We start from the raw sequence: 22,162 nt of genomic DNA on the forward strand, positions 1-22,162 counted from the left end.
CCTTTTTATAGTATCTTGCTGTTTGTTTTAGCTAAAAATTTTTTTAGCGCCATTTGCTCCTTTGTTCCTATTTTGTAGTAAATTAGCTTTAAGTATGCACTAATTTCCTTTTGAGAAAGATTTCTTGATTTAGAATAATCTAGCAAAATATATTGCGGGATGAAAATCTTACTTTTTGTGAAATTTTTCATCATTTTTTTATAAATAGAAAAATTTTTAACACAAGAAAAGCGTGCAAAAACAAAAGGTAATTTTGTTTTTTCATACCATAATTCACACAAATCAATATAATCTTTTGGATTTTGCAAATAAAGTTTTAAAGCCTTATCACCGATGATAACCTCCCCTTTTTGCTTTAAAACTTTTGCAAGAGCATTAGAAGTTGCAGAGCTTGCATCTTCTTTGCTTTGAGAATGTTTTTTCACTAAAACGCTTTTTACCTTTTTGCTCGCGCAAATTCCCACATTTAAGGTTTTGTATTTTTTTCTACGACTTTCAATGCTTGAAATGATCGCCGCATCAATACGTCTAAAATACAAGTGGCGATTTAGCTTACTAGGAACCCCTTTTTTGTATTCTGTAGTTTGCTTAACATAGCTAGGAAAAGCTGTTTTTTTAAGATAGATATGCAAAGGGAGTAAATTAAGATAATCTATCTTTCCAAAAACCATCTTAGCCTTTCTATGATTAAGTATTAGTATCCTATAAAAAAATATCTTAAATATAAATTAATTTAATTAAAAATATAATCATTACTAAAATTTATATCAAAATTTAACATTTATTGTAAAAAATTATTTTGTAATCCAAGATTATTAAGTAAAAAGTAAAATAAGAGAAAAGTTAAATTGAAAGATTAAAAATAAAAATTAAGTTTTATTCAAAAAAATATTTTAAATAAAACTTAATCTATAAAAACTATTGTAAGCTTGCCAGATATTTTTGATAGTCAAATTCTTTTACCAAAGCCACTCCATCTTCAACCGCAGCTTTTGCCACAGCAGCACTAACTACAGCTTTTACCCTACTATCAAATGGTTTTGGTATCACATAATCTCTACCAAAGCCAAGCTCTTCTACTCCATAAGCTTGTTTTACCTCATCGGTTACTTCAAGTTTAGCTAAGTCAGCCAAAGCTTTAGCAGCAGCTACTTTCATATTTTCAGTGATTTTAGTTGCTTTTACATCTAAAGCTCCTCTAAAAATAAAAGGAAAACCTAAAACATTGTTAATTTGATTTGGATAATCACTTCTACCTGTTCCAACTATAGCATCATTTCTAACTCTTTTAACATCTTCAGGCATTACTTCAGGCACAGGATTAGCAAGTGCAAAAATCACAGGATCTTTAGCCATGCTTAAAATCATCTCATCATCTAAAATCTTAGGTGCACTCAAACCCAAAAACACATCAGCACCTTTCAAAGCCTCTCTTAAAGTACTATCTTTGGTATCGCTTACAAATTCTAGTTTATATTTATTTAAATCATCTCTTTGGGTATTAATCACACCTTTGCTATCTACTAAAACGATATTTTTAACCCCTAAATTTCTATACATTCTAGCACTTGCAATACCCGCTGCACCTGCACCACTTACTACTACTTTAATATCTTCAAATTTTTTACCACTAATTTCCATAGCATTCATTAATCCTGCTGTAGAAATGATCGCTGTACCATGTTGATCATCATGCATTACAGGAATTCCAAGATCTTGCAAGGCAGCTTCTATTTCAAAGCATTTTGGCGCTGAAATATCTTCTAAATTAATCCCTCCAAAAGTAGGTGCTATAGCTTTACAAAAGGTAACAATCTCATCTACACTATGAGCATTAATTTCTAAATCATAAGCATTAACATTAGCAAATTTTTTAAACAAACAAGCCTTTCCTTCCATCACGGGCTTGCTTGCACTTGCTCCTATATTACCAAGTCCCAAAACAGCACTACCATCACTTACTATGGCAACTAAATTAGCTTTGTTAGTGTATTTATAAGCTAAAGTTTCATCTTTTGCTATCTCAACACAAGGTTCAGCAACCCCAGGAGAATAAGCTAAAGATAAATCATGTGCACTATCCATAGGCTTTCTAGCGATAATATCTACTTTGCCACCTAAATGATATTCTAAAGCCTCTTCTTTTAAATTCATTATTTCCCTTTCATGTAAGTTAGTAAATTTTCTATTCTAAGCTTAGCTTTTTGCACTCCTAAAAATTCTAATACTTCAAATATACTAGGACTTACCGAGCTTCCAGTAAGTGCAATGCGTATGGCTTGAGCTAGATCTTTTAACTTAAGATTGTTTTCTTCTAAGAATTGATTAGTTAATTCTTCAAATTCACAAGCATTTTTTTGCTCATTTAAAACCATAGCGTATTTTTCCAAATAAGTTAAATTTGTTACATTAAGAAATTTATCTACAGCCTTTTGATCATATTCTTTTGGGTCATTTAGTAACACTTTAGCCCCGCTAATGATATCATGCAAAGTTTTAGCTCTCTCTCTTAACATATCTAGTAAAAATCCCGCTTTTTCATACTGACTTAAATCAAAACATAAATCTTTTAATTGTCTATTGATTTCTTCAAAAGGCAAGGTTTTAATATAATGAGCATTAAGCCATTCTAGCTTTTTAAAATTATAACAAGAAGCACTTTTATTAATATGATTTGGATCAAAAAGCTCTTGCATACTTTCTAAAGAAAAAATTTCATCATCGCCATGACTCCAACCAAGACGCACTAAGAAATTAAGCAGGGCTTGAGGTAAAATTCCCATATTTTTATATTCCATCACATCAGTTGCCCCATGACGCTTAGAAAGTTTTTTACCATCTTCACCATGTATCATAGCCACATGATAAAATTTAGGAATTTTAAAGCCTAGTGCCTCATAAAGAACGATTTGTTTTGGGGTATTTGATAAATGATCATCCCCTCTTATAACATCACTCACACCCATTAATGCATCATCAATTACAACGGTTAAATTGTAAATTGGACTACCATCGCTTCTTGCAATTACAAAATCATCTAAAATATCTTCAGCCTTAAAACTAACCTCGCCTTTGATACCATCTATAAATTTAATCTCTCCACTTTGTGGTGCTTTTATACGCACTACAGGCTCAATACCACTTGGCGGAGTTCCTTTAAAATCTCTATATCTACCATCATATTTTGGGCGCTCTTTAGCTGCTTCTTGTTTAGCTCTTAACTCATCAAGCTCTTCTTTACTCATATAGCAATAATAAGCCTTACCCTCATCTAGTAATTTTTGAATGTATTTTTTATAAATATCAAATCTTTGAGATTGATACTCAATCGTCCCATCATAATCAAGCCCGCACCATTTAAATGCTTCTATAATAGCTTGTGTAGCTTCTTGTGAATTTCTTTTTAAATCCGTATCTTCAATACGCAATAAAAATTTACCCTTATTTTTTCTTGCATAAAGATAATTATATAAAGCCGTTCTAAGACCCCCTATGTGTAAATATCCTGTTGGAGAAGGAGCAAAACGTGTTGTGATTTCTTGCATATTTTTACCTTTTTTAAATTTTTATTGTTATAATGCTATATTTACACTTAAATAAAGGTTTTATATGAGAAAATTTTTAATATCTTGTTGTTTTACTGCAAATATTTTATATGCTCAAACCCTTGGTGGTGTAGCAATGGTAGTAGAAAATCAACCTATCACTCTTTATGATATAGAACAAACCATGAAAGAATTAAAAACCAATGATAAGCAAAAAGCTATAGCGTTTTTAGTAGATGATAAAGTTCAACAAAGCGAAGCTAAAAAACTAGGAATTTATGTAAGCACTTTTGAACTTAATGAAAAATTGGCACAAATAGCAAAAGGCAATAAAACCGACATTAATGGTTTGCAAGCAAAGATAGAAAAAGACGGTTTAAGTTTTGAAGTTTTTAAAAATAAAGTTAGAAAAGATCTTGAAAGAGAAAAACTTTATAGGAGCATAATGCAAAATGCGAAAATCAACATTGATGATCAAGCGTTAAAGCATTTTTATGAAAGTAATCTTGATAAATTTAGCACTTTTTCAAATATAGACTTAGTTGTTTATAATTCTACCAATCCTGAACTTTTACAGCAACTTGCACAAAATCCTATGTATAAAAATTCTCAAATCAAGTCAAAAGCCATTAGTTTAAATGCAGCTAGTATAGATCCAAGATTACTTGCTTTGTTAAATAATACAAAAATAGGAGAATTTACTCCCGTATTAAATGGCGAAAATGCTTATATAGTATATTTTGTAAAAGAAAAATATGGTAAAAACCCTATAGAATTTGACTTAATCAAAGATCAAGTTAGCAATGTCTATACTCTAACCCAAAGAGAACAAGCCTTAAAAAATCATCTTGATAAAATAAGAGCAAACGCTCATATAGAAGAATTAAGATAGGTTAAACCTATCTTAAATTAATGTCTTGAAAGATAATTTGTATCATAATTATTATTGATAAAATCTGCATTATCCATCATTGCTAAATGAAAATCTTTAGTTGTTTTTATTCCACCTACAATAAGCTCTTGCAAGGCTATTTTCATTTTAGCTATAGCTGTGTTTCTATCTTCTCCCCACACAACTAATTTTCCAATCATAGAATCATAATAAGGAGGTACGCTATAATCTTGATAGCAATGGCTTTCCATTCTTACATTGCGTCCTGCTGGGGCTACGTATTTTGTGATTTTACCTGGGCAAGGCAAGAAAGTCTTAGAATCTTCTGCAGTGATTCTACATTCTATAGAATGACCTTTAAGTTTGATTTCTTCTTGTTTTGGCAAAGGATACCCTTCTGCTACTTTGATCATAAGCTCAATAATATCCACCCCACTTACCATTTCACTCACACAATGCTCAACCTGCAAGCGCGTATTCATCTCTATAAAATAAAAATCTAAATTTTTATCCACTAAAAACTCAAAAGTTCCTGCACCCTCATAATCAATAGCCTTAGCAGCTTTAACTGCAGTTTCATGAAGTCTTGCTCTAGTTTTTTCATCTAGTAAAATTGCGGGAGATTCTTCTATAAGTTTTTGATGGCGTCTTTGCATAGAGCAATCTCTCTCACCCAAATGGATCACATTACCAAAACTATCACCTATGATTTGCACTTCTATATGGCGTGGATTTTGAATGTATTTTTCCATATACATAGTACCATCACCAAAAGCACTCATAGCTTCACTTTCTGCTGACCAATAAGCTTTTTCTAAATCTTTTTCATCTTCAACTACACGCATACCACGGCCGCCGCCGCCTGCTGCTGCTTTTAAAATCACGGGATAGCCTATTTCTTTAGCAAGTTTTTTTGCTGCTTCAACCCCACCTAAAGCTCCATCGCTTCCTGGGATTACAGGCACACCTGCTCTTTGCATTACTTGTTTTGCCTTGCTTTTATCACTCATTAGCGCCATAGCAGCTACTGAAGGGCCAATGAATTTGATATTATGTTTTGCACAAATTTCAACAAAATTTTGATTTTCACTTAAAAATCCATATCCTGGAAAAATCGCATCCGCTTCACTAATTTCAGCCGCACTAATAATAGCTGGGATATTTAAATAACTTTCTGAACTTCTAGCATTTCCTATACAAATACTCGCATCAGCATATTTTAAATACAAAGCATCTTTATCTGCAGTAGAATACACACAAATTGCTTTTTTTCCCATTTCTTTTACAGTTCTTAAAGCTCTTAATGCAATTTCTCCACGATTTGCTATTAAAACTTTTTTAATTTCCATTTTATAATTTCTCCACCACAAATAAAGGCATACCAAATTCTACAGGCTGACCATCTGCAACTAATACTTCTACTATCCTACAATCATATTCAGCTTCGATTTCATTCATGATTTTCATTGCCTCAATAATTGCTATAGTGCTTCCTTTTTTAATAGTTTGTCCCGCTTTAGCAAAAGGTGCTGCACCTGGGCTTGGAGCTTGGTAAAAAGTACCTACCATAGGACTATTGATAGTTGGTTTATTAGAAGAGTTTGAACTTGCTTTGGTTTCATTAACTACATTTACATTAATTGGTTGTGGAGCTGGAGCTACAGGAGCTGGAGCTGGTAATTCACAACACATATCTCTTTCAAGTTCTATTTCAAATCCATCTTGTTCTTTTATTTTAATCTTGCTTATATTTGCTTCTGCAAAAAGTTGCATTAGTTCTTTGATTTCTTCTTTTGTCATATATTCTCCTTATTTATAAGACTTAATTTATAATTATATATAAAAATACTAAAAATAACTTCAATTATTTATTTTTTACTTTTATTTTAAGATATAATTTAAAAATTCACTTTAATTATAAAGGACAAAAATGGGCTTAAAAGCAGATAATTGGATCAAAAAAATGGCATTAGAACACAATATGATAGAGCCATTTTGCGAAGCAAATATAGGTAAAGGTATAGTTAGTTATGGGCTTTCAAGCTATGGGTATGATATAAGAGTTGGAAGAGAATTTAAGATTTTTACTAATGTAAATTCCACTGTTGTAGATCCTAAAAATTTTGTAGAAGAAAATGTAGTAGATTTTGTAGGTGATGTATGTATAGTACCTGCAAATTCTTTCGCGCTTGCAAGAACGGTTGAGTATTTTAAAATGCCAAATGATGTTTTGGCTATTTGTCTTGGCAAAAGCACTTATGCAAGATGTGGCATCATAGTAAATGTAACCCCTTTTGAGCCAGGCTTTGAAGGACATATCACTATAGAAATTTCAAACACAACCCCACTACCTGCTAAAATTTATGCTAATGAAGGTATAGCTCAAGTTTTATTTTTACAAGGAGATGAGCCTTGTGATGTAACATATGCTGATAAAAAAGGCAAATACCAAGCCCAAACAGGTATAACTTTACCAAGAATTTTAAAATAATTTTATTTTCAACCGATATAAAAAATAGTCAAGTAATAGGAAAATAAGTATGTTTAATGGAAAAAGTATTTTAATTACCGGTGGTACAGGAAGTTTTGGAAAAACCTATACTAAAACTTTACTTCAAAAATACAAACCCAAAAAAATCATTATCTATTCACGTGATGAACTCAAACAATTTGAAATGGCAAGAGAATTTAATGATACTTGCATGCGTTATTTCATAGGTGATGTAAGAGATAAAGAAAGACTAAATATAGCAATGAAAGATGTTGATTTTGTCATTCATGCAGCTGCTATGAAACATGTACCAATTGCAGAATACAATCCAATGGAGTGTATAAAAACCAATATCCATGGAGCACAAAATGTAATCGATGCATGTTTGGAAAATAATGTAGAAAAATGTATCGCACTTTCAACCGATAAGGCATGCAATCCTATTAATTTATACGGAGCCACAAAGCTTGCAAGCGATAAGCTTTTTGTAGCAGCAAATAATATCGCAGGAAATTCGCATACCAAATTTAGCGTTACAAGATATGGTAATGTAGTAGGCTCAAGAGGCTCTGTTATACCATTTTTTAAAAAGCTAATCAATGAAGGTGCTAAAGAACTTCCTATCACAGATGAGAGAATGACAAGATTTTGGATATCTTTAGAAGATGGGGTTAATTTCGTGCTGAATAATTTTACATATATGCATGGAGGAGAAACTTTTGTGCCAAAAATTCCTTCTATGAAAATTGTTGATTTAGCCAAAACTATGGCTCCTAATTTAGCCCATAAAATCATAGGTATAAGAGCAGGCGAAAAACTACATGAAATTATGATTTCAAGTGATGATAGTCATTTAACTTATGAATTTAAAGACTATTATGCCATTAGCCCAAGTATTAAATTTACCAATATGGAAATTGATTTTAGCATAAATGCAAAAGGACAAAAAGGTAAAAAAGTTTCTAATGGCTTTTCTTATAGTTCTGATAATAATCCATCATGGATTAGCCAAGAAGAGCTTTTAAATATAATAAATCATACAGAGCTTGAAAAATGATAACTTATTCTCATCAAAATATCGACGAACAAGACATACAAGTAGTTTGTGAGGCTTTAAAGGATGATTTTTTAACCGGTGGAAAAAAGGTTGAAGAATTTGAGCAAGCCCTTTGTGAATATGTAGGTGTAAAATATGCTTGTGTGCTAAATTCAGCTACTTCTGCTTTACACCTTGCGTATTTATCTTTAAATGTTGCAAATAAAATAGTTTTAACAACCCCCATCACCTTTGCAGCCACTGCAAATACTGCTTTAATGGCAGGTGCTAGGGTTGAGTTTATAGATGTAAAAAGTGATGGAAATATTGATGAGAAAAAACTTGCTTTAAGATTAAGCCAAGATAGCTCCAATATAGGAGCAATTTGTGTGGTTGATTTTGCGGGAAATAGTGTAGAAATGGATGAAATCTTAGCCTTAGGCAAACAATACAACATCCCACTAATTGATGATGCAAGTCATGCTCTAGGTGCTATTTATAAAGATCAAAAAGTAGGCTCTATGGCAGATTTAAGCATATTTTCCTTTCATCCGGTTAAACCTATCACAACCTTTGAGGGTGGTGCAGTTGTTAGTAACGATGAGGAATTAATCTCAAAAATCAAGCTCTTAAGAAGTCATGGCATAGTCAAAAAAAGACTTTGGGATAGTGATATGATTGAGCTAGGTTATAATTATCGTTTGAGCGATGTAGCTTGTGCTTTAGGTATAAATCAACTTAAAAAACTTGATAATATGCTAGAAAAAAGAGAAATCATCACAAGTTTTTATGATAAAGAATTTGAAAAAAACCCTTATTTTAGCACTATAAAAATCAAAGATTATAAAAAAAGCTCAAGACATTTATATCCTATTTTACTTTTCCCTGAGTTTTATTGCCAAAAAGAGATTATTTTTGAAAAATTATTAAATTTAGGCATAGGTGCACAAGTGCATTATAAGCCTACTTATGAGTTTAGTTATTATAAAAACTTATATGGAAATTTATTTTTAGAAAATGCGGATAATTTTTACAAAGCAGAACTTAGCATACCTGCTCATCAAGAAATGAGCTTAAAAGAAGCACGATTTGTTAAAGATAGTTTATTTAAAATTTTAGAAGAAACTAAAAAGGCTTGTTGTGAGTAAAAGTATGTATGAGCTAGCTTGTGAGCTTTTTCCTATATGCAGAAGTATCACAGGCAAGGGTTTTAGACAAAGCTTAAAAATACTTGATGAAGCTATGGGGGGGGTATATTAAAAATTCACTCTATAGCAAGCGGAAGTAAAGTGTTTGACTGGGAAGTACCTGCTGAATGGGAGATAAATGATGCTTATATCATCACTCCAGATGGAGAAAAAATTTGTGATTTTAAGCAAAATAATCTCCATGTATTAAACTATAGCACAGGCATAGACACAGAGCTTGATCTAGCAAGCTTACAAGAACATCTTTACTCTATAAAAGAAATGCCTGATGCCATACCTTATGCGACAAGCTATTATAAAAGGCGCTGGGGGTTTTGTATAAAACATGAAGATAGAGTTAAACTAAAAAAAGGAAAATATAAAGTTTTCATTGATGCAAAACACCATGAAAATGGAGTTTTAAACTATGCTGATTTACTCATACCTAGCACGCAAGAAACAAAAGATGAAATTTTAATCTCCACTTATCTTTGTCATCCATCTATGGCAAATAACGAACTAAGTGGCCCTGTGATAGCTGTGTTTTTAGCTAAATGGCTTTTAGAACTCAAAAAGAGAAAATACAATTATCGTTTTGTTTTTATTCCTGAAACCATAGGGAGTATAGTTTATCTTAGCAAACATTTAAAGCATTTACAAAAACATACCAAAGCAGGTTTTGCTCTTTCTTGTATAGGCGATGATAATGCTTACTCACTCATTCACACTCCAAGTGAAAATACCCTAGCAGATAAAGTAGCTTTGCATACTTTAAAAGATAAAGCAAATTTTAAAGAATTCAGCTTTTTAGATAGAGGGAGTGATGAAAGACAATACTGCTCTCCTTTAGTAAATTTACCTGTAGTTTGTGTGTGTAGGACTAGATTTGGTGATTATAAAGAATACCACACTAGTAAAGATGATTTAAATTTCATCAGTAAAGAAGGATTGCAAGGTAGCTTAAAAGCTATGCAAGAAATTATCATGAATTTAGAAGTGAATGAAATTTATCAAAATACAGTATTTTGCGAACCCAATTTAGGCAAAAGAGACTTATATATAGACCATTGCAAAAGAGAAGGAAGAGTTGAAAATATACTTAGTTTTTTAGCATATTGTGATGGCAAAAATGATGTTTTAGATATAGCTTCAAAGCTTAATATACAAGCTTATGAGCTAAAGGATTTAATAGAAAAATTAAAATTTCATGGATTAATTCTTTAGTCTTAGTACAAATAAAGAAAGGAATGACTAATGAAAATTTCAATACAAATGGTTAAAACTATATTTGAAAATATAGGGAGACATGATATAGATGAAAATGCAAAAAATTTAGTTGATGAGGATATTATTGATAGTGTAGATATGATGAAACTTATAATAGAAATAGAAAAATTTTTTAACCAATCTTTAGACGCTAAATTTATAACGCCGGACAACTTTAAAGATTTTCAAAGCATCCAGCAAATGCTTGAACAAGCTATGGATTAATCTGTAAAATATTTGCAAAATCTATCTTGATGTTTTTGCTCTAAAATATCATATAGATTTTGTATTTTATTTATAAATTCATCATTTTTATATGCCTTTAAAGTCATAGAATTTAGTTCTTGCATAGCGAAAAAATCATATTTTTCATCTTCACTCATCTCATCTAAATACATTTCTTTTCCATAGTATTCGTAAGTATATTTTTGTAACGCCTCTTCAATATACTCTAAAGCTTTGAAAATAAATATCATAATAGGTTCTTTTTGAAGTATTTTTGTATTTTCATCAAAAGTTTTTATAAATTCTTTTTCAGCCGTATGTGTAATAGTGCAAAAATTGTTTTTTTTATGCTTATAAAAAATATCAAACAATGCACAAGGTTTTACACCCAAGAAATTACCATCAAAATCAACCTGTGGATAATAAGGATATAATTTACAAATCAATGGTCTTAGATTATGTGGATTGCAAATTCCATTTAAAGAGCATTTTATGAAATAAATAGTAATTTTCTTTTTATTTTTCAATTCATATATTGCTACACTATGGTCATTTAAGTTATTATTCCCTGCTCTTGTTAAAGACAAATACTCAGCTTCAATCATAGGCAAAATAACACTATTTGATTTATTGAATTTAAAATATTTTGCATAAATATTATGGCAACATCCGCCATTGCAAGTCATATAACATTTTGGTGCAAAAATAAATTCTTTATCGTGTAAAGTATCAAAAAAATTATTCATATTTTTCCTTTAAATGATCTCTAGATCAAATTTACTGCCATGATCTTTAAAAATAAAAACCTTATTTTCACAAGGATAACTTATATTATCTTGTTTTAGATCAAATTTTTTTCCTTTAAAAGTTTCTAATAATCTAGGCACCTCTTTTTTAAACAATCCTTTTATAGTGATACCGCCACCATGTTCTGAATGCTTAATAAATCTTCCATCAACATTATCTTCTATTAATTTAAAATCTACATCATAGCCTAAATTTTTATATATTTGCATCAATTGTATTTTATCTTTTACAGGAGTCATTGAGTCAGCAGAACTATGATAACTTATATATTTTATATTATTATCTTTTTGAGCTTGCAAAGCTAAATGCGTAGGATTAAGCAAGGCTCTTATCATATAGTTTTCTTTTTTAAAACAATAAGGAGAGTTAGAATCTGCATTCCAATATGTTTTTAAAAAACAACAAAATTGAACATTTTTCTCATAAATTATAAATTCTGTTTGATTTAATTCTTTTCCTATTATATATTGCAATAAAAGCAAGGCTTCGCCAGAATTATCTAGTACTGCATCAACATGCCAAGGAGCAATTTTTGAAATTAGTAGCGATAGATATCCTCCGTATGACCCGCCCCCATAAATTTTAGGTAAATTTTGAAACTGCGGAAATTTAATCATAATATCTTTTAACGCATTGATATGATCAATAGCAGCCATAATACCATAATTTTGATATTCATTATTAGGAGGTATTAATGTTGCTGCAATAGTTGCTTTGTAATCTTGTTGCCTTCTTCCTACATCTTTTAAATATTGAACATGAGAATCTAATTTTTGGATAAAATCCCCAGCAGTATTTTCATTCAAGCCAAAAACACTCAATCCTAGATTTTCCAAAGTTCTTTCAAAATATCTTAAGTCTTCTTTTGAAATCGATAGCTTAGCACTATAATTAGCATCATTGCTCCTTCTAATGCTAAAACACCAATATATAACATTTACAACTACTACATCATATTTTTGAGCAATATACTGTCTATCAAAATCCATAACAGCCATACTTGTATTTGTACCATACCCACCTATAATAAAAACAACAGCTTTCATTTGCTTACTATCATCATAAGTAATTCTATATTCAAGTTTGCTTTCTCTTTTTATATTAAGTTCTACATCATCACAAGAATCTATAAAATAAGTTTGGTTTATAAGCATATCTTTCTTTCTTATATCAATTTATGCTATTATAACCAATTAAAATCTAATTAAAGAAAAATACAAGATATATGAAATATATACTAGAATGCAATAACGAAAAATATTCCAATAAAGATTTAATTGAATCTTTTTATAAACTCGGTATCCAAAAAGGTGATACATTATGCATACATAGCGAGTTAGTGAAATTTGGCATACCTTTACTTCCTAGAAATGAATTTTTACAAACCATATTAGATTGCTTTTTTTGAAGTTATAGGCAAAGAGGGCACACTCATAATGCCTACCTTTACTTATAGTTTTTGTAAAAATGAAATTTATGATAAATTAAATTCCAAAAGTACTGTTGGGGTTTTAACAGAATATTTTCGTAAATGGTGAAAAAAAAAGGGGGGGGGTAAAACGCACCAATGATCCTATATTTTCCTTTGCTATTAAAGGGGCTAAAGAAGAATTGTTTTTAAAAGATACTGCGAGTTGTTTTGGAGAAAATTGTGTGTATGATGTTTTAACAAAACAAAATGGCAAACTAATTTTATTTGGATCTAAAATAGCCGGTTATACTTTTAGTCATTTTATAGAAGAAAAAGCTCATGTTCCATATAGATATTTTAAAAATTTTAGTGGTAAAATTATTGATGAAGATGGTAAAATACTCCAAAAAAAATATTAAATACTATGTTAGAAAATTGGATGAAAATTCAGATTTAGATGTTGATAAACAAGTAGCTATTTTAAAAAATGATGACAATTTTAATATTTTAAATTTTTCCAATGCTCATATAATAAATATCAACATGAAAAACTATTTAGAAAAAATATTAAAAGCTTTAAAGGATAACCCTTATTGTTTGCTAAAGGAATAAAATGACAACTCATATCAATGATTTTTTACAAGAAAGTGTTGCTAAATTTGGAAGTAAAAATGCTTTTGTTGAATTTAATGGTAAAAGTATAAGCTATCAAGAATTTGATAATTTAAGCAAAAAAATAGCAAGTGAAATTCTTTCTAAACTTCCTACTAAAAGTGCACAAGAACCTATACTAATCATACTTCCTAAAGGGATTGATTGTTTGCTTTCTTTTTTTGGTGCAGCAAAAAGTGGAAATTTTTATACACTTTTAGATGAAAAAAGTCCTAAAGAGCGTGTAGAAAAAGTCATAGAAGTTTTAAAACCAAAGCTTTTAATTACTTCTAAAAAATTAAATTTAGATTTTAATCTTGACACTATCTTCACAGAAGATTTTGAAAGTTTTGATATAAATGAAAATGCTTTAGAAAAAGCTTTAAACAATCACATAGATACAAACTTACTTTATGTCTTTTTTACAAGTGGAAGCACAGGAACTCCAAAAGGAGTAAGCATAAGCCATAAAAGTGTGATTGATTATACTTTTTGGGTATGTGAAACTTTTAAACTAGATCATGAGGATATACTTGCTAATCAAGCGCCATTTTACTTTGATAATAGCATATTAGATATATTTAGCTCTATTAAAATGGGAGCTACACTTCATATACTACCAAATCATCTTTTTGCTTTTCCAAATAAAATTTTAGAATATCTAGAGCAAGAAAAAATAACAACAATTTTTTGGGTACCTTCGGTGTTGATTTATTTTGCCAATACTAATGCAGTAGATAGTGCCAAATTAAAAAATTTAAACAAAATTCTTTTTTGTGGTGAAATCATGCCAAATAAACAACTCAACATTTGGCGCAAACATCTTCCTAATACTTTATTTGCTAATCTTTATGGACCTACTGAAATTACCGATGTATGCTCTTTTTACATAGTTAATAGACAATTTAGCGATGATGAGCTTTTGCCTATAGGAAAAGCTTGTAAAAACACTCAGCTTTTAGTCTTTGATGAGAATTTAAATTTAATTACTCCAAGTCAAGTAGGAGTTAAAGGAGAGCTTTATGTAAGAGGAACTTGTCTTTCTTTAGGGTATTACAACGATAAAGAAAAAACAAAGCAAGCTTTTGTGCAAAATCCTTTGCATGATAATCACCTAGACTTGCTTTATAAAACAGGTGATGTGGTAGCTTATAATGAATTTAGCGAACTTTTATGCTATGGAAGGATAGATCATCAAATCAAATATATGGGTCATCGCATAGAGCTTGGAGAGATAGAAAGTATTATCAATTCTCATGAGAATGTAAGAAATTGTGCTTGTATTTTTGAAGAAGAAATTATTTGTTTTTATGAAAGCAAGGAAGAATTAGATTTTAAAAACTTTTTAAAAGACAAACTTCCTACCTATATGATACCTAAAAAATTTGTTAAAATAGAACAATTTGCTTTAAATGCAAATGGGAAGATTGATAGGAAGGTTTTGGGTGGAATGGTTTAAAAAAGAAGATATTCAAGCAATTTTTATAAGTTCTTTTATTATAGTTATAATATCTATATTGTGGATGTATGACTTAAATTTTATTTATAAGTTTATAGATATTAAATTTGTATCTTGGAATTTTGATAATATCTTTGAAAAAATATCCTATTTTAGCATTTTTAATATTATATTATTTTATATATTTTTTGCTTTATGTTTTACTTTTGCTTTTGTTTTTATGAAATATGATATTAAAAAATACCTCACAAACTTCAGTATTATTTTTATACTTTCTATTTTAACTAACTTTATTAGCACTCACGAATTTGCTAAAACTTGGCAATTAGAAACACCACTAATAGCCTTAATTATAGGGCTTTTAATAGGAAATATCTTCCATACTCCCAAATGGTTTAAAGACACCTTGACTACAGAATTTTATGTCAAAATAGGCATTATACTCATGGGGGCTACCTTACCTTTAACTTTAATCATACAAGCAGGTTCTATAGCAATTATACAAGCTTGTATAATCACAATTATCACTTTTTTCTCTATATTTTTTATCGCTACTAAATTTTTTAAACTTGATCCTAGATTTGGAGCAACATTAGGTGGGGGAGGATCTATATGCGGAGTAAGTGCTGCCATAGTTATAGGAAATGCTGCAAAAGCTAAACAAGAACATATTTCAATAACAATTAGCATAGTAGTATTTTGGGCGATATTAATGATACTATTTTTACCATTTTTGTGCAAAATTTTAAATTTAGATCCTGGAGTTGCTGGAGCATGGATAGGTACATCAGAATTTGCCGATGCAGCGGGAATAGCTGCTGCATCGGCCATAGGAGATGAAAGAGCTATAACAGCTTTTACTCTAATAAAAGTACTAGGTCGTGATATGTTTATTGGTATTTGGGCTGTTTTAGTGGCTTTTCTTTCTATAACTTTTTGGGAAAAGAAAAATAATGAAAAAACCGATATAAAACTAATATGGCAAAGATTTCCTATTTTTATAGCAGGTTTTATATTTATGTCTATTTTTACTACATTTTTGATAATTTCTTTACAAGATCATGGTAAAATTTATCAAAATGAAGTTTTATCGAGTATAAAAAATTTTAGAAATTGGATTTTTATTTGGACTTTTTTATGTATAGGTTTAAGTGCAAATATTAAACAAATTTTATTACTAGGATACAAACCTCTAATGGCTTTTAGCTTGGGTGTTATGATTAACCTTCCTTTGGGTTTTATACTATCCAATTATATTTTTGTTGATTTTTGGAAAAATTTTTTAAGACAATAAAAGGAATTATACATTGAAAGAATTAAAATTTAATTTCAAAGAAAATCGTAATTATATACAAGGTCCAGATATTTACAACGCAATATTATCTTCATGTAAAGATGGCATTGTTTCAAATTTTGAAGTTTCTTTTCATAATATTGCTTACAATAATTTAATTTTAACCGATACCAAACCCGATGATTTAAAAGATCTGAGATTTATTTGTCATTTTATAGCAAAAGATTCCATGATACATTACCTTTATGGAATCGATAATCCACTTTCTAAACCAACACTTTCTAAACCTTATCCAGAAGAAAACATCACAAAAGATGTTATTATCAACCATGATGAAAAAAGTATTATTTCAAATAACGCTAGTAACTTTACCTATATGGAAGAAATCGTTGCTTTAAACAAACATTTGCTAACTAAAATATTCCCTAAAATTAAAGGAAAATGGTATTTTACAAAATTACAACTTCAAAACATTCCTTTAGAAAAATTTTATCCTATTAAAATTGTTTTTAAAAGCAACTTTAATTTTTTAATTGTAAAAAGTGAAATTTACTTCGACAATAAATTTTTAGGATTTATTTATTTTAGTTTAAAATAAGGATATATCAATGCTAGGAATTTGTGATATAGGAGTATATATTTGCTCCAATAAAATTTCTAATTTCAAAAAAAAAGAACAATTTCAAATAAACGATGAATTTATTACAGAAAAAATAGGTTTTCAAAGTCTTAGTAAAAGCTCAAATAAAGAAAAAACATCTACTCTATGTTTAAAGGCATTTGAAAAAATAAAACACAAAGTTGATTTATCTAACATTGATTGCTTGATTTTAATCTCACAAAACCCCGATGTAAAAATTCCACATACTTCAGCAATTTTACATAAAGAATTAAACCTCTCCGCAAATTGTGCTTGTTTTGATGTGGGACTTGGATGTAGTGGTTATGTATATGGACTTTCCATCATACTTTCTTTCATGCAAAATAATAATCTAAAACATGGCTTATTATTTACCTGTGATCCTTATAGAAAAATTATAGATGATAATGACAAAAATACTTCTTTATTGTTTGGTGATGGAGCAAGTGTTACTTATATTGGTGAAAATTTTATATATACTCCTGTGGCGTTTAAATTTGGAACTGATGGTAGTAAATATACAAACATTCTTTGTGAAAAAGATATATTATCTATGAATGGACGTGGAGTCTTTGAATTTAGTGCTACCACTATACCAAAACATATACTTGATTTCTTAGAAGAAGAAAAAATAAGTATTGATAATATTGATCGTTTTATCTTGCATCAAGGCAGTAAATATATAATTGATACCATTAGACAACGATTGAAAATAGGCAAGGAAAAAATACCTTTTAAAGCAAATTTATATGGCAACACCGTATCTTCTTCAATACCAATTTTATTAGAAAATGAATTTCAAAAAGAAAAGTGCTATAATAATATATTAATTTCAGGATTTGGCACGGGACTTTCTTGGGCTAGTGCTATACTACAAAGGAAAAATAATGCAAATTAACACTCAAGATATTTTAGAAATATTAAAAGATGTTGGAGTTTTAGTTGATGTCAATACGCTAGAATTTGATAAACCTTTAAAAGATCAAGGAGTTGATTCTTTAGATATGGCAAACCTTTTCTTAAACTTACAAGAAAAATATAATATTGAAATTTCCATGGAAGATGCTGAAAAATTAACTTCTATAGAAAATATCGCGCACTATATTAACAAATGAATATAGGTTTATTTAAAAACAATAATCAAATATATACCGATTTAGATTTAGTTAATTGCTTAAAACACTTAGACATACAAAACGGGGACATATTGTATATGCATTCCGAAATTTACAATTTTGGGATTCCTCTCATAACTCCAAAAAAGATACTACAGATTTTTATAGATTGCTTTTTTCAAGCGATAGGTAAAGAAGGCACGCTAATTATGCCTACATTTACTTATAGCTTTTGTAATAATAAAGATTATGATAAATTACAATCAAAAACAAAGGTTGGAATATTAAATGAATTCTTTAGACAGCAAATAGGCGTAAAACGCACCAATGATCCAATTTTTTCTTTTGCAGTAAAAGGAGCTAAAGAAGAATTATTTTTAAAAGATACTACAAGTTGCTTTGGAGAAAATAGTGTTTTTGATATACTTACAAAAAACAATGGAAAAATTATTCTTTTTGGCAACAAAAACTTAGGGATTACATATATTCATTATATAGAAGAAAAAGCAAAAATAAGACATAGATATTTTAAAGAATTTTCGGGTTATATTATTAATGAAAAAGGTATTAAAACAAAAAAAAGCATTAAATATTTTGTCCGAGATTTAAAACAAAATCTTTTAAACGATAGAGACTATACTTTGTCTTTTATCAAAAATACACCCTATTATAAAGAACAAAAATTCAGCAAAGGTGATATTGTTTCTATAGAAATACAACCTTTTTATGATATAATTTATAATTTACTAAAAACAGATGATAAAATTTTATTACAAAAGGATACACAATTCAAGCGCAATTTAATCATGTAAAGTTATCATCAGTATCTAGCGTTGTCCCAAAAACAAAAATTTCTGTTGATTTAGAATTGCAAGAGCTTTTTGATAATAACATAAAAAAAATAAACAAAATAAAAGATTATATCGGTTTAAAATATAGACATGTTGCTACAAATGAAACAGCATCTGATTTATCTCAAAAATCTATAGAGATTTTATTACAAGAAACAAAAGTAGATAGAAATTCAATAGATGCTATTATAGTGGTAACACAAACACCTGATTTTTTTATACCGTCAACTGCCTGCTATTTACATGGAAAGTTTAACTTTCCCAATACCACCCTAGCCTTTGATATTAACCAAGCTTGTGCTGGATATATATATGGTTTATATATATCTCATTGTATGATTGAAAATGGATATTGTAAAAAAATTCTATTAGTATGTGCAAGCACAAGCAGTAAATTAGAAAAAGATTTTAAAAACCAAATAAAAATAAGAGGTGATGCAGCTAGTGCAACTCTATTGGAATATACCAACCAAGAACATATTTCTTATTTTGATTTACAAACAGATGGAAAAGGATACAACAGCTTAATAGTCCCTTATGGTGCTTTCGCAAAACCTAATATCGAGAGTTTTAATGAACCGGAAATGTTTAATTTTAACTTAAAAGACAAACAAGTATATATGAATGGATTAAAAATTTTTAATTTTGCTATCCAAAAAGAACCGGAAGGTTTTATTAATCTTCTAAATTATGCAAAAATAAAAAAAGAAGAATTGGACTATGTTTTTTTTCATCAGGCAAATAAAAGTATGATTGAAGCAATTATTAAAAAATTAAAACTTAACCCTTTAAAAACACCAAACAATACTATTGAAAAATACGGAAATATTAACGCCTCTTCAATACCTGTGACAATGTGTGATACACTTGGAAATTTTAACAAAATAAACAACAAAATAACAATAGCTTTAGGTGGATTTGGCGCCGGACTTAGTTGGGCAAATGCAATTCTAACTTTAAATAATGATTTTATAGTAAAAAAAACACAAATTTTATAAAAAGGTTATCCATGAAAAAAAAAGACTTTATAAAAAAAATTGAGGAGCTTTTACAAATTGAATATTCTTTAGATGAAAACACTATGTTAGAGAGTATAGAGGAATATGATAGTTTAGCAATACTTTCTCTAAGTGTTTTATATGATCAAGAATTCGATATTTGCATTCACGGCACTGAATTAAAAACTTGTAAAAATATAGCAGATCTAATAGCACTTGTTCCCATGGAGAAATGGGATAAAAAATGATTTTTAAAGATAATATTTTTTGTGATAAAAAATTTCTTATCACAGGTGCAAGTAGCGGAATAGGAGCTGACATAGCTCTAAAGCTAAACAAACTTGGAGCTCAAGTAATTGCTATAGGAAAAAACAGAGATAAGCTTGCAGCTCAAAAAGAAAAATCATCATCTCCGGAAAAATTTATTATTTTACCTAAAGATCTTTCAAAGTATAAAAAACTTGATAGTTGGGTTTTGGAATTATCTAAAAAATATAATGGGTTTAATGGAGCAGTATTATCAGCTGGTATCAGCAAAACACTGAGTATAAAAATGCCAAACTATATAGAAATTGGTTATCAGATTTTTAACATTAATTATTTTGGAAACCTACAAGTTTTAAAAGGATTATTAGATAATAGATCAAAAACAAAAGAGAATAGTAGTTTTATATGGATTAGTTCAAAAGCTAGTCGAGAGCCACTAAAGGGGTTGAGTTTATATGGTGCAAGTAAAGCTGCAATAGACGCAACAGTTAAAGCTTTGTCACAAGAAATATATCCAAGGTATAGAATCAATTCGATACTACCAGGTTTAATTAAAACACCCATGATAGATCATATAATACATTCTCAATCCATAAATAGGCTTTATTCAAATTTAAAACATATGGGTAGCGTGGAAGATGTATCCAATCTAACTTGTTTTTTATTAAGTGAAAATGCAAAGCATATCAATGGGCAAAATATTATTTTAGACAACAACATTACTTAATACTATGAAAAATCTTTGTATTATCCCAGCGCGTGGTGGTTCTAAACGCATTCCTAGAAAAAATATCATTAATTTTCTAGGAAAACCTTTGATTGCTTATAGTATAGAAAGTGCTTTAAATTCAGGCATTTTTGATGATGTGATTATCTCAAGTGATGATGAAGAAATCATCAAAGTAGCTTTAAAATATGGCGCAAAAGCTCCTTTCGTACGCAAAAAAGAATTAAGTGATGATTATGCAAGCTCAACCGCTGTAATCCAAGATGCTATCATAACACTAGAAAAACATGGCAAATTTTATGAAAATATATGTTGTTTATACGCAACAGCTCCACTTATAGATGAGTTTATCTTGCAAAAAGCTTTTGAACAATTTAGTCAAGATGAGTGCAAATTTTTATTTTCAGCTTGTGAATTTGAATACCCCATACAAAGAGGTTTTTACCTTAATGAACAAAATAAAGTTTATATGTTTGATGAATCAAACTATAACAAACGCTCACAAGATCTTACCAAAGCTTATCATGATGGTGGTGCATTTTACTTTGGTAAAAAAGAAGCATGGCTAGAAGAAGATTTTATGTTTAAACCTCATTCTAAAGCTTTTTTGCTTCCAAGGAATAAAATCTGTGATATTGATACCTTTGAAGACTTAGAATTTGCTAAAATACTATATCAATTTCACAAAGGTAATAAATGTTTATAAATAAAATCAAAGGTTTTAAGTATCCTGACATGGAACTTGTTAGATGGTTTTTTAAAAACAAGCTTGATACTTTAAAAAATGCAAAAGTTTTAGAATTTGCCTCTCATAATGGCAATAATCTTTCTTTATTCGCAAACTATGATTATGAGTGTATTGGCGTAGAACTTAGCAAACAAAATCATGAAAATGCTATTTATAATTTTAAAGAAATTATGCATTATAAAAAAGCAAGTTTTTTTAATGAAAATATGCTTAATTTTGCCAAAAATTATCAAAATATAAACGCAGATGTATTTTTAATACCTAATGTAATTAATTATATTACGAAAGATGAATTTAAAAATTTACTGCACAATGCAAAACAAAATAACCTATATCGAGTAAGCGGGGGGGGGGTATGCTCACTTTTTCTTAAGAGCAAGAAGCGTTAAAGATCATCGTTATGGACTTGGAGAAAAGTTAGAAAATGGTAGCTTCATCTTAAGTGGCGATGAATTTAGTGGTGAAAAAAATTGTCTTTGCACAGCTTATCAAGAACATGAACTTGTTGAAATTTTAAAAGAATATTTAAATTTATATGATTTTGAAGTTATC

At 29.3% G+C, this 22,162-nt stretch carries 23 protein-coding genes and 2 pseudogenes; 18 read left to right on the forward strand and 7 right to left on the reverse strand.

The features are described 5' to 3' along the window. Positions 1 to 5: 5 nt before the first annotated feature. The 3 genes from EL235_RS06465 to gltX form a co-directional block, all read right to left on the reverse strand. Positions 6 to 671: a 6-amino-6-deoxyfutalosine synthase gene (locus EL235_RS06465; protein WP_039626949.1), complete on the reverse strand. Its 666-nt coding sequence runs from the start codon at positions 669 to 671 to the stop codon at positions 6 to 8. A gap of 247 nt (positions 672 to 918) precedes the next feature. Beyond that, positions 919 to 2,154 (reverse strand): malic enzyme-like NAD(P)-binding protein, encoded by a 1,236-nt coding sequence (locus EL235_RS06470; RefSeq protein WP_114640601.1) that lies wholly within the window; start codon positions 2,152 to 2,154, stop codon positions 919 to 921. Continuing rightward, positions 2,154 to 3,545 (reverse strand): glutamate--tRNA ligase, encoded by a 1,392-nt coding sequence (gltX, locus tag EL235_RS06475; RefSeq protein ID WP_039626953.1) that lies wholly within the window; start codon positions 3,543 to 3,545, stop codon positions 2,154 to 2,156. Before gltX ends, EL235_RS06470 begins: the two co-directional genes overlap by 1 nt. Before the next feature lie 64 nt (positions 3,546 to 3,609). Here gltX and EL235_RS06480 point away from each other — a divergent pair, with 64 nt between their 5' ends. Next, complete coding sequence (locus EL235_RS06480; RefSeq protein WP_114640602.1) at positions 3,610 to 4,437, forward strand: peptidylprolyl isomerase; 828 nt, start codon at positions 3,610 to 3,612, stop codon at positions 4,435 to 4,437. Between the two features lie 17 nt (positions 4,438 to 4,454). Here the strand turns inward: EL235_RS06480 and EL235_RS06485 are convergent, their stop codons facing one another. Next, the gene (locus EL235_RS06485; protein ID WP_039619123.1) at positions 4,455 to 5,786 is read right to left on the reverse strand and encodes an acetyl-CoA carboxylase biotin carboxylase subunit; all 1,332 of its coding nucleotides are present in this window, start codon (positions 5,784 to 5,786) and stop codon (positions 4,455 to 4,457) included. Position 5,787: 1 nt separating this feature from the next. Continuing rightward, entirely contained in the window at positions 5,788 to 6,237 is a 450-nt protein-coding gene (accB, locus tag EL235_RS06490; protein ID WP_039626958.1) for an acetyl-CoA carboxylase biotin carboxyl carrier protein, read from the reverse strand. 130 nt (positions 6,238 to 6,367) lie between these two features. On the opposite strand from accB, the gene dcd reads away from it, so the two are divergent. From dcd to EL235_RS06515, 5 genes and pseudogenes are all read left to right on the forward strand, one after another. Then, on the forward strand, positions 6,368 to 6,928 hold the full coding sequence (gene dcd / locus EL235_RS06495) for a dCTP deaminase (RefSeq protein ID WP_012661997.1): 561 nt from the start codon (positions 6,368 to 6,370) through the stop codon (positions 6,926 to 6,928). Between the two features lie 49 nt (positions 6,929 to 6,977). After that, on the forward strand, positions 6,978 to 7,985 hold the full coding sequence (gene pseB / locus EL235_RS06500; protein WP_126341071.1) for a UDP-N-acetylglucosamine 4,6-dehydratase (inverting): 1,008 nt from the start codon (positions 6,978 to 6,980) through the stop codon (positions 7,983 to 7,985). Beyond that, positions 7,982 to 9,112, forward strand: a complete 1,131-nt coding sequence (pseC, locus tag EL235_RS06505) for a UDP-4-amino-4,6-dideoxy-N-acetyl-beta-L-altrosamine transaminase (RefSeq protein ID WP_114640605.1) — start codon at positions 7,982 to 7,984, stop codon at positions 9,110 to 9,112. Before pseB ends, pseC begins: the two co-directional genes overlap by 4 nt. Before the next feature lie 4 nt (positions 9,113 to 9,116). Then, positions 9,117 to 10,375: pseudogene (locus EL235_RS06510) on the forward strand (DUF4910 domain-containing protein). Positions 10,376 to 10,405: 30 nt separating this feature from the next. Next, the gene (locus EL235_RS06515; protein WP_114640606.1) at positions 10,406 to 10,642 is read left to right on the forward strand and encodes an acyl carrier protein; all 237 of its coding nucleotides are present in this window, start codon (positions 10,406 to 10,408) and stop codon (positions 10,640 to 10,642) included. Here the strand turns inward: EL235_RS06515 and EL235_RS06520 are convergent. Then, a complete protein-coding gene (locus EL235_RS06520) occupies positions 10,639 to 11,388 on the reverse strand; it encodes a hypothetical protein (protein ID WP_114640607.1) in 750 nt (249 codons plus the stop codon). The two genes, EL235_RS06515 and EL235_RS06520, sit on opposite strands and share 4 nt — an antisense overlap. Positions 11,389 to 11,397: 9 nt before the next feature. Continuing rightward, positions 11,398 to 12,603: a DUF2920 family protein gene (locus tag EL235_RS06525; RefSeq protein ID WP_126341072.1), complete on the reverse strand. Its 1,206-nt coding sequence runs from the start codon at positions 12,601 to 12,603 to the stop codon at positions 11,398 to 11,400. Positions 12,604 to 12,674: 71 nt separating this feature from the next. Between EL235_RS06525 and EL235_RS06530 the strand changes: the two are divergent. From EL235_RS06530 to EL235_RS07965, 12 genes and pseudogenes are all read left to right on the forward strand, one after another. Continuing rightward, positions 12,675 to 13,472, forward strand: a pseudogene (locus EL235_RS06530) (AAC(3) family N-acetyltransferase). A 1-nt stretch (position 13,473) separates the two neighbouring features. Continuing rightward, positions 13,474 to 14,970 carry an amino acid adenylation domain-containing protein gene (locus EL235_RS06535; protein ID WP_126341073.1) on the forward strand — a complete coding sequence of 499 codons (1,497 nt, stop codon included), beginning with the start codon at positions 13,474 to 13,476 and terminating at the stop codon, positions 14,968 to 14,970. Further along, positions 14,957 to 16,264, forward strand: a complete 1,308-nt coding sequence (locus tag EL235_RS06540; protein WP_197719674.1) for a YeiH family protein — start codon at positions 14,957 to 14,959, stop codon at positions 16,262 to 16,264. Before EL235_RS06535 ends, EL235_RS06540 begins: the two co-directional genes overlap by 14 nt. 13 nt (positions 16,265 to 16,277) lie before the next feature. Next, positions 16,278 to 16,862, forward strand: coding sequence for a hypothetical protein (locus tag EL235_RS06545; RefSeq protein ID WP_126341075.1), 585 nt, complete (start codon positions 16,278 to 16,280; stop codon positions 16,860 to 16,862). A gap of 10 nt (positions 16,863 to 16,872) precedes the next feature. Continuing rightward, on the forward strand, positions 16,873 to 17,802 hold the full coding sequence (locus EL235_RS06550; RefSeq protein ID WP_126341076.1) for a ketoacyl-ACP synthase III: 930 nt from the start codon (positions 16,873 to 16,875) through the stop codon (positions 17,800 to 17,802). Further along, positions 17,792 to 18,019, forward strand: a complete 228-nt coding sequence (locus EL235_RS06555) for an acyl carrier protein (RefSeq protein WP_126341077.1) — start codon at positions 17,792 to 17,794, stop codon at positions 18,017 to 18,019. Before EL235_RS06550 ends, EL235_RS06555 begins: the two co-directional genes overlap by 11 nt. After that, on the forward strand, positions 18,016 to 18,831 hold the full coding sequence (locus tag EL235_RS06560; protein ID WP_126341078.1) for an AAC(3) family N-acetyltransferase: 816 nt from the start codon (positions 18,016 to 18,018) through the stop codon (positions 18,829 to 18,831). Before EL235_RS06555 ends, EL235_RS06560 begins: the two co-directional genes overlap by 4 nt. A gap of 56 nt (positions 18,832 to 18,887) precedes the next feature. Further along, the gene (locus EL235_RS06565) at positions 18,888 to 19,868 is read left to right on the forward strand and encodes a 3-oxoacyl-[acyl-carrier-protein] synthase III C-terminal domain-containing protein (RefSeq protein WP_126341079.1); all 981 of its coding nucleotides are present in this window, start codon (positions 18,888 to 18,890) and stop codon (positions 19,866 to 19,868) included. A gap of 11 nt (positions 19,869 to 19,879) precedes the next feature. After that, the gene (locus EL235_RS06570) at positions 19,880 to 20,116 is read left to right on the forward strand and encodes an acyl carrier protein (protein WP_126341080.1); all 237 of its coding nucleotides are present in this window, start codon (positions 19,880 to 19,882) and stop codon (positions 20,114 to 20,116) included. Next, the gene (locus tag EL235_RS06575; protein ID WP_232017386.1) at positions 20,113 to 20,862 is read left to right on the forward strand and encodes an SDR family oxidoreductase; all 750 of its coding nucleotides are present in this window, start codon (positions 20,113 to 20,115) and stop codon (positions 20,860 to 20,862) included. Before EL235_RS06570 ends, EL235_RS06575 begins: the two co-directional genes overlap by 4 nt. Before the next feature lie 4 nt (positions 20,863 to 20,866). After that, the gene (gene pseF, locus EL235_RS06580) at positions 20,867 to 21,568 is read left to right on the forward strand and encodes a pseudaminic acid cytidylyltransferase (protein WP_126341081.1); all 702 of its coding nucleotides are present in this window, start codon (positions 20,867 to 20,869) and stop codon (positions 21,566 to 21,568) included. Further along, complete coding sequence (locus EL235_RS07965; RefSeq protein ID WP_232017387.1) at positions 21,559 to 21,999, forward strand: hypothetical protein; 441 nt, start codon at positions 21,559 to 21,561, stop codon at positions 21,997 to 21,999. The genes pseF and EL235_RS07965 overlap by 10 nt, the downstream gene beginning before the upstream one ends. Positions 22,000 to 22,162: the final 163 nt, after the last annotated feature.

Origin of the sequence: Campylobacter lari (assembly GCF_900638335.1) — a bacterium.
GTDB lineage: Bacteria > Campylobacterota > Campylobacteria > Campylobacterales > Campylobacteraceae > Campylobacter_D > Campylobacter_D lari_E.

What these genes read in the sequence shown, in the direction of transcription:
- EL235_RS07965 (WP_232017387.1), top strand. Translation starts at nt 21,559, where the DNA reads ATGTTTATAAATAAAATCAAAGGTTTTAAGTATCCTGACATGGAACTT.
- EL235_RS06485 (WP_039619123.1), bottom strand. Translation starts at nt 5,786, where the DNA reads ATGGAAATTAAAAAAGTTTTAATAGCAAATCGTGGAGAAATTGCATTA.
- EL235_RS06550 (WP_126341076.1), top strand. Translation starts at nt 16,873, where the DNA reads ATGCTAGGAATTTGTGATATAGGAGTATATATTTGCTCCAATAAAATT.
- EL235_RS06570 (WP_126341080.1), top strand. Translation starts at nt 19,880, where the DNA reads ATGAAAAAAAAAGACTTTATAAAAAAAATTGAGGAGCTTTTACAAATT.
- pseB (WP_126341071.1), top strand. Translation starts at nt 6,978, where the DNA reads ATGTTTAATGGAAAAAGTATTTTAATTACCGGTGGTACAGGAAGTTTT.
- EL235_RS06480 (WP_114640602.1), top strand. Translation starts at nt 3,610, where the DNA reads ATGAGAAAATTTTTAATATCTTGTTGTTTTACTGCAAATATTTTATAT.
- EL235_RS06515 (WP_114640606.1), top strand. Translation starts at nt 10,406, where the DNA reads ATGAAAATTTCAATACAAATGGTTAAAACTATATTTGAAAATATAGGG.
- EL235_RS06555 (WP_126341077.1), top strand. Translation starts at nt 17,792, where the DNA reads ATGCAAATTAACACTCAAGATATTTTAGAAATATTAAAAGATGTTGGA.
- dcd (WP_012661997.1), top strand. Translation starts at nt 6,368, where the DNA reads ATGGGCTTAAAAGCAGATAATTGGATCAAAAAAATGGCATTAGAACAC.
- pseF (WP_126341081.1), top strand. Translation starts at nt 20,867, where the DNA reads ATGAAAAATCTTTGTATTATCCCAGCGCGTGGTGGTTCTAAACGCATT.
- EL235_RS06520 (WP_114640607.1), bottom strand. Translation starts at nt 11,388, where the DNA reads ATGAATAATTTTTTTGATACTTTACACGATAAAGAATTTATTTTTGCA.
- EL235_RS06465 (WP_039626949.1), bottom strand. Translation starts at nt 671, where the DNA reads ATGGTTTTTGGAAAGATAGATTATCTTAATTTACTCCCTTTGCATATC.
- EL235_RS06470 (WP_114640601.1), bottom strand. Translation starts at nt 2,154, where the DNA reads ATGAATTTAAAAGAAGAGGCTTTAGAATATCATTTAGGTGGCAAAGTA.
- EL235_RS06535 (WP_126341073.1), top strand. Translation starts at nt 13,474, where the DNA reads ATGACAACTCATATCAATGATTTTTTACAAGAAAGTGTTGCTAAATTT.
- EL235_RS06575 (WP_232017386.1), top strand. Translation starts at nt 20,113, where the DNA reads ATGATTTTTAAAGATAATATTTTTTGTGATAAAAAATTTCTTATCACA.
- accB (WP_039626958.1), bottom strand. Translation starts at nt 6,237, where the DNA reads ATGACAAAAGAAGAAATCAAAGAACTAATGCAACTTTTTGCAGAAGCA.
- EL235_RS06525 (WP_126341072.1), bottom strand. Translation starts at nt 12,603, where the DNA reads ATGCTTATAAACCAAACTTATTTTATAGATTCTTGTGATGATGTAGAA.
- gltX (WP_039626953.1), bottom strand. Translation starts at nt 3,545, where the DNA reads ATGCAAGAAATCACAACACGTTTTGCTCCTTCTCCAACAGGATATTTA.
- EL235_RS06560 (WP_126341078.1), top strand. Translation starts at nt 18,016, where the DNA reads ATGAATATAGGTTTATTTAAAAACAATAATCAAATATATACCGATTTA.
- pseC (WP_114640605.1), top strand. Translation starts at nt 7,982, where the DNA reads ATGATAACTTATTCTCATCAAAATATCGACGAACAAGACATACAAGTA.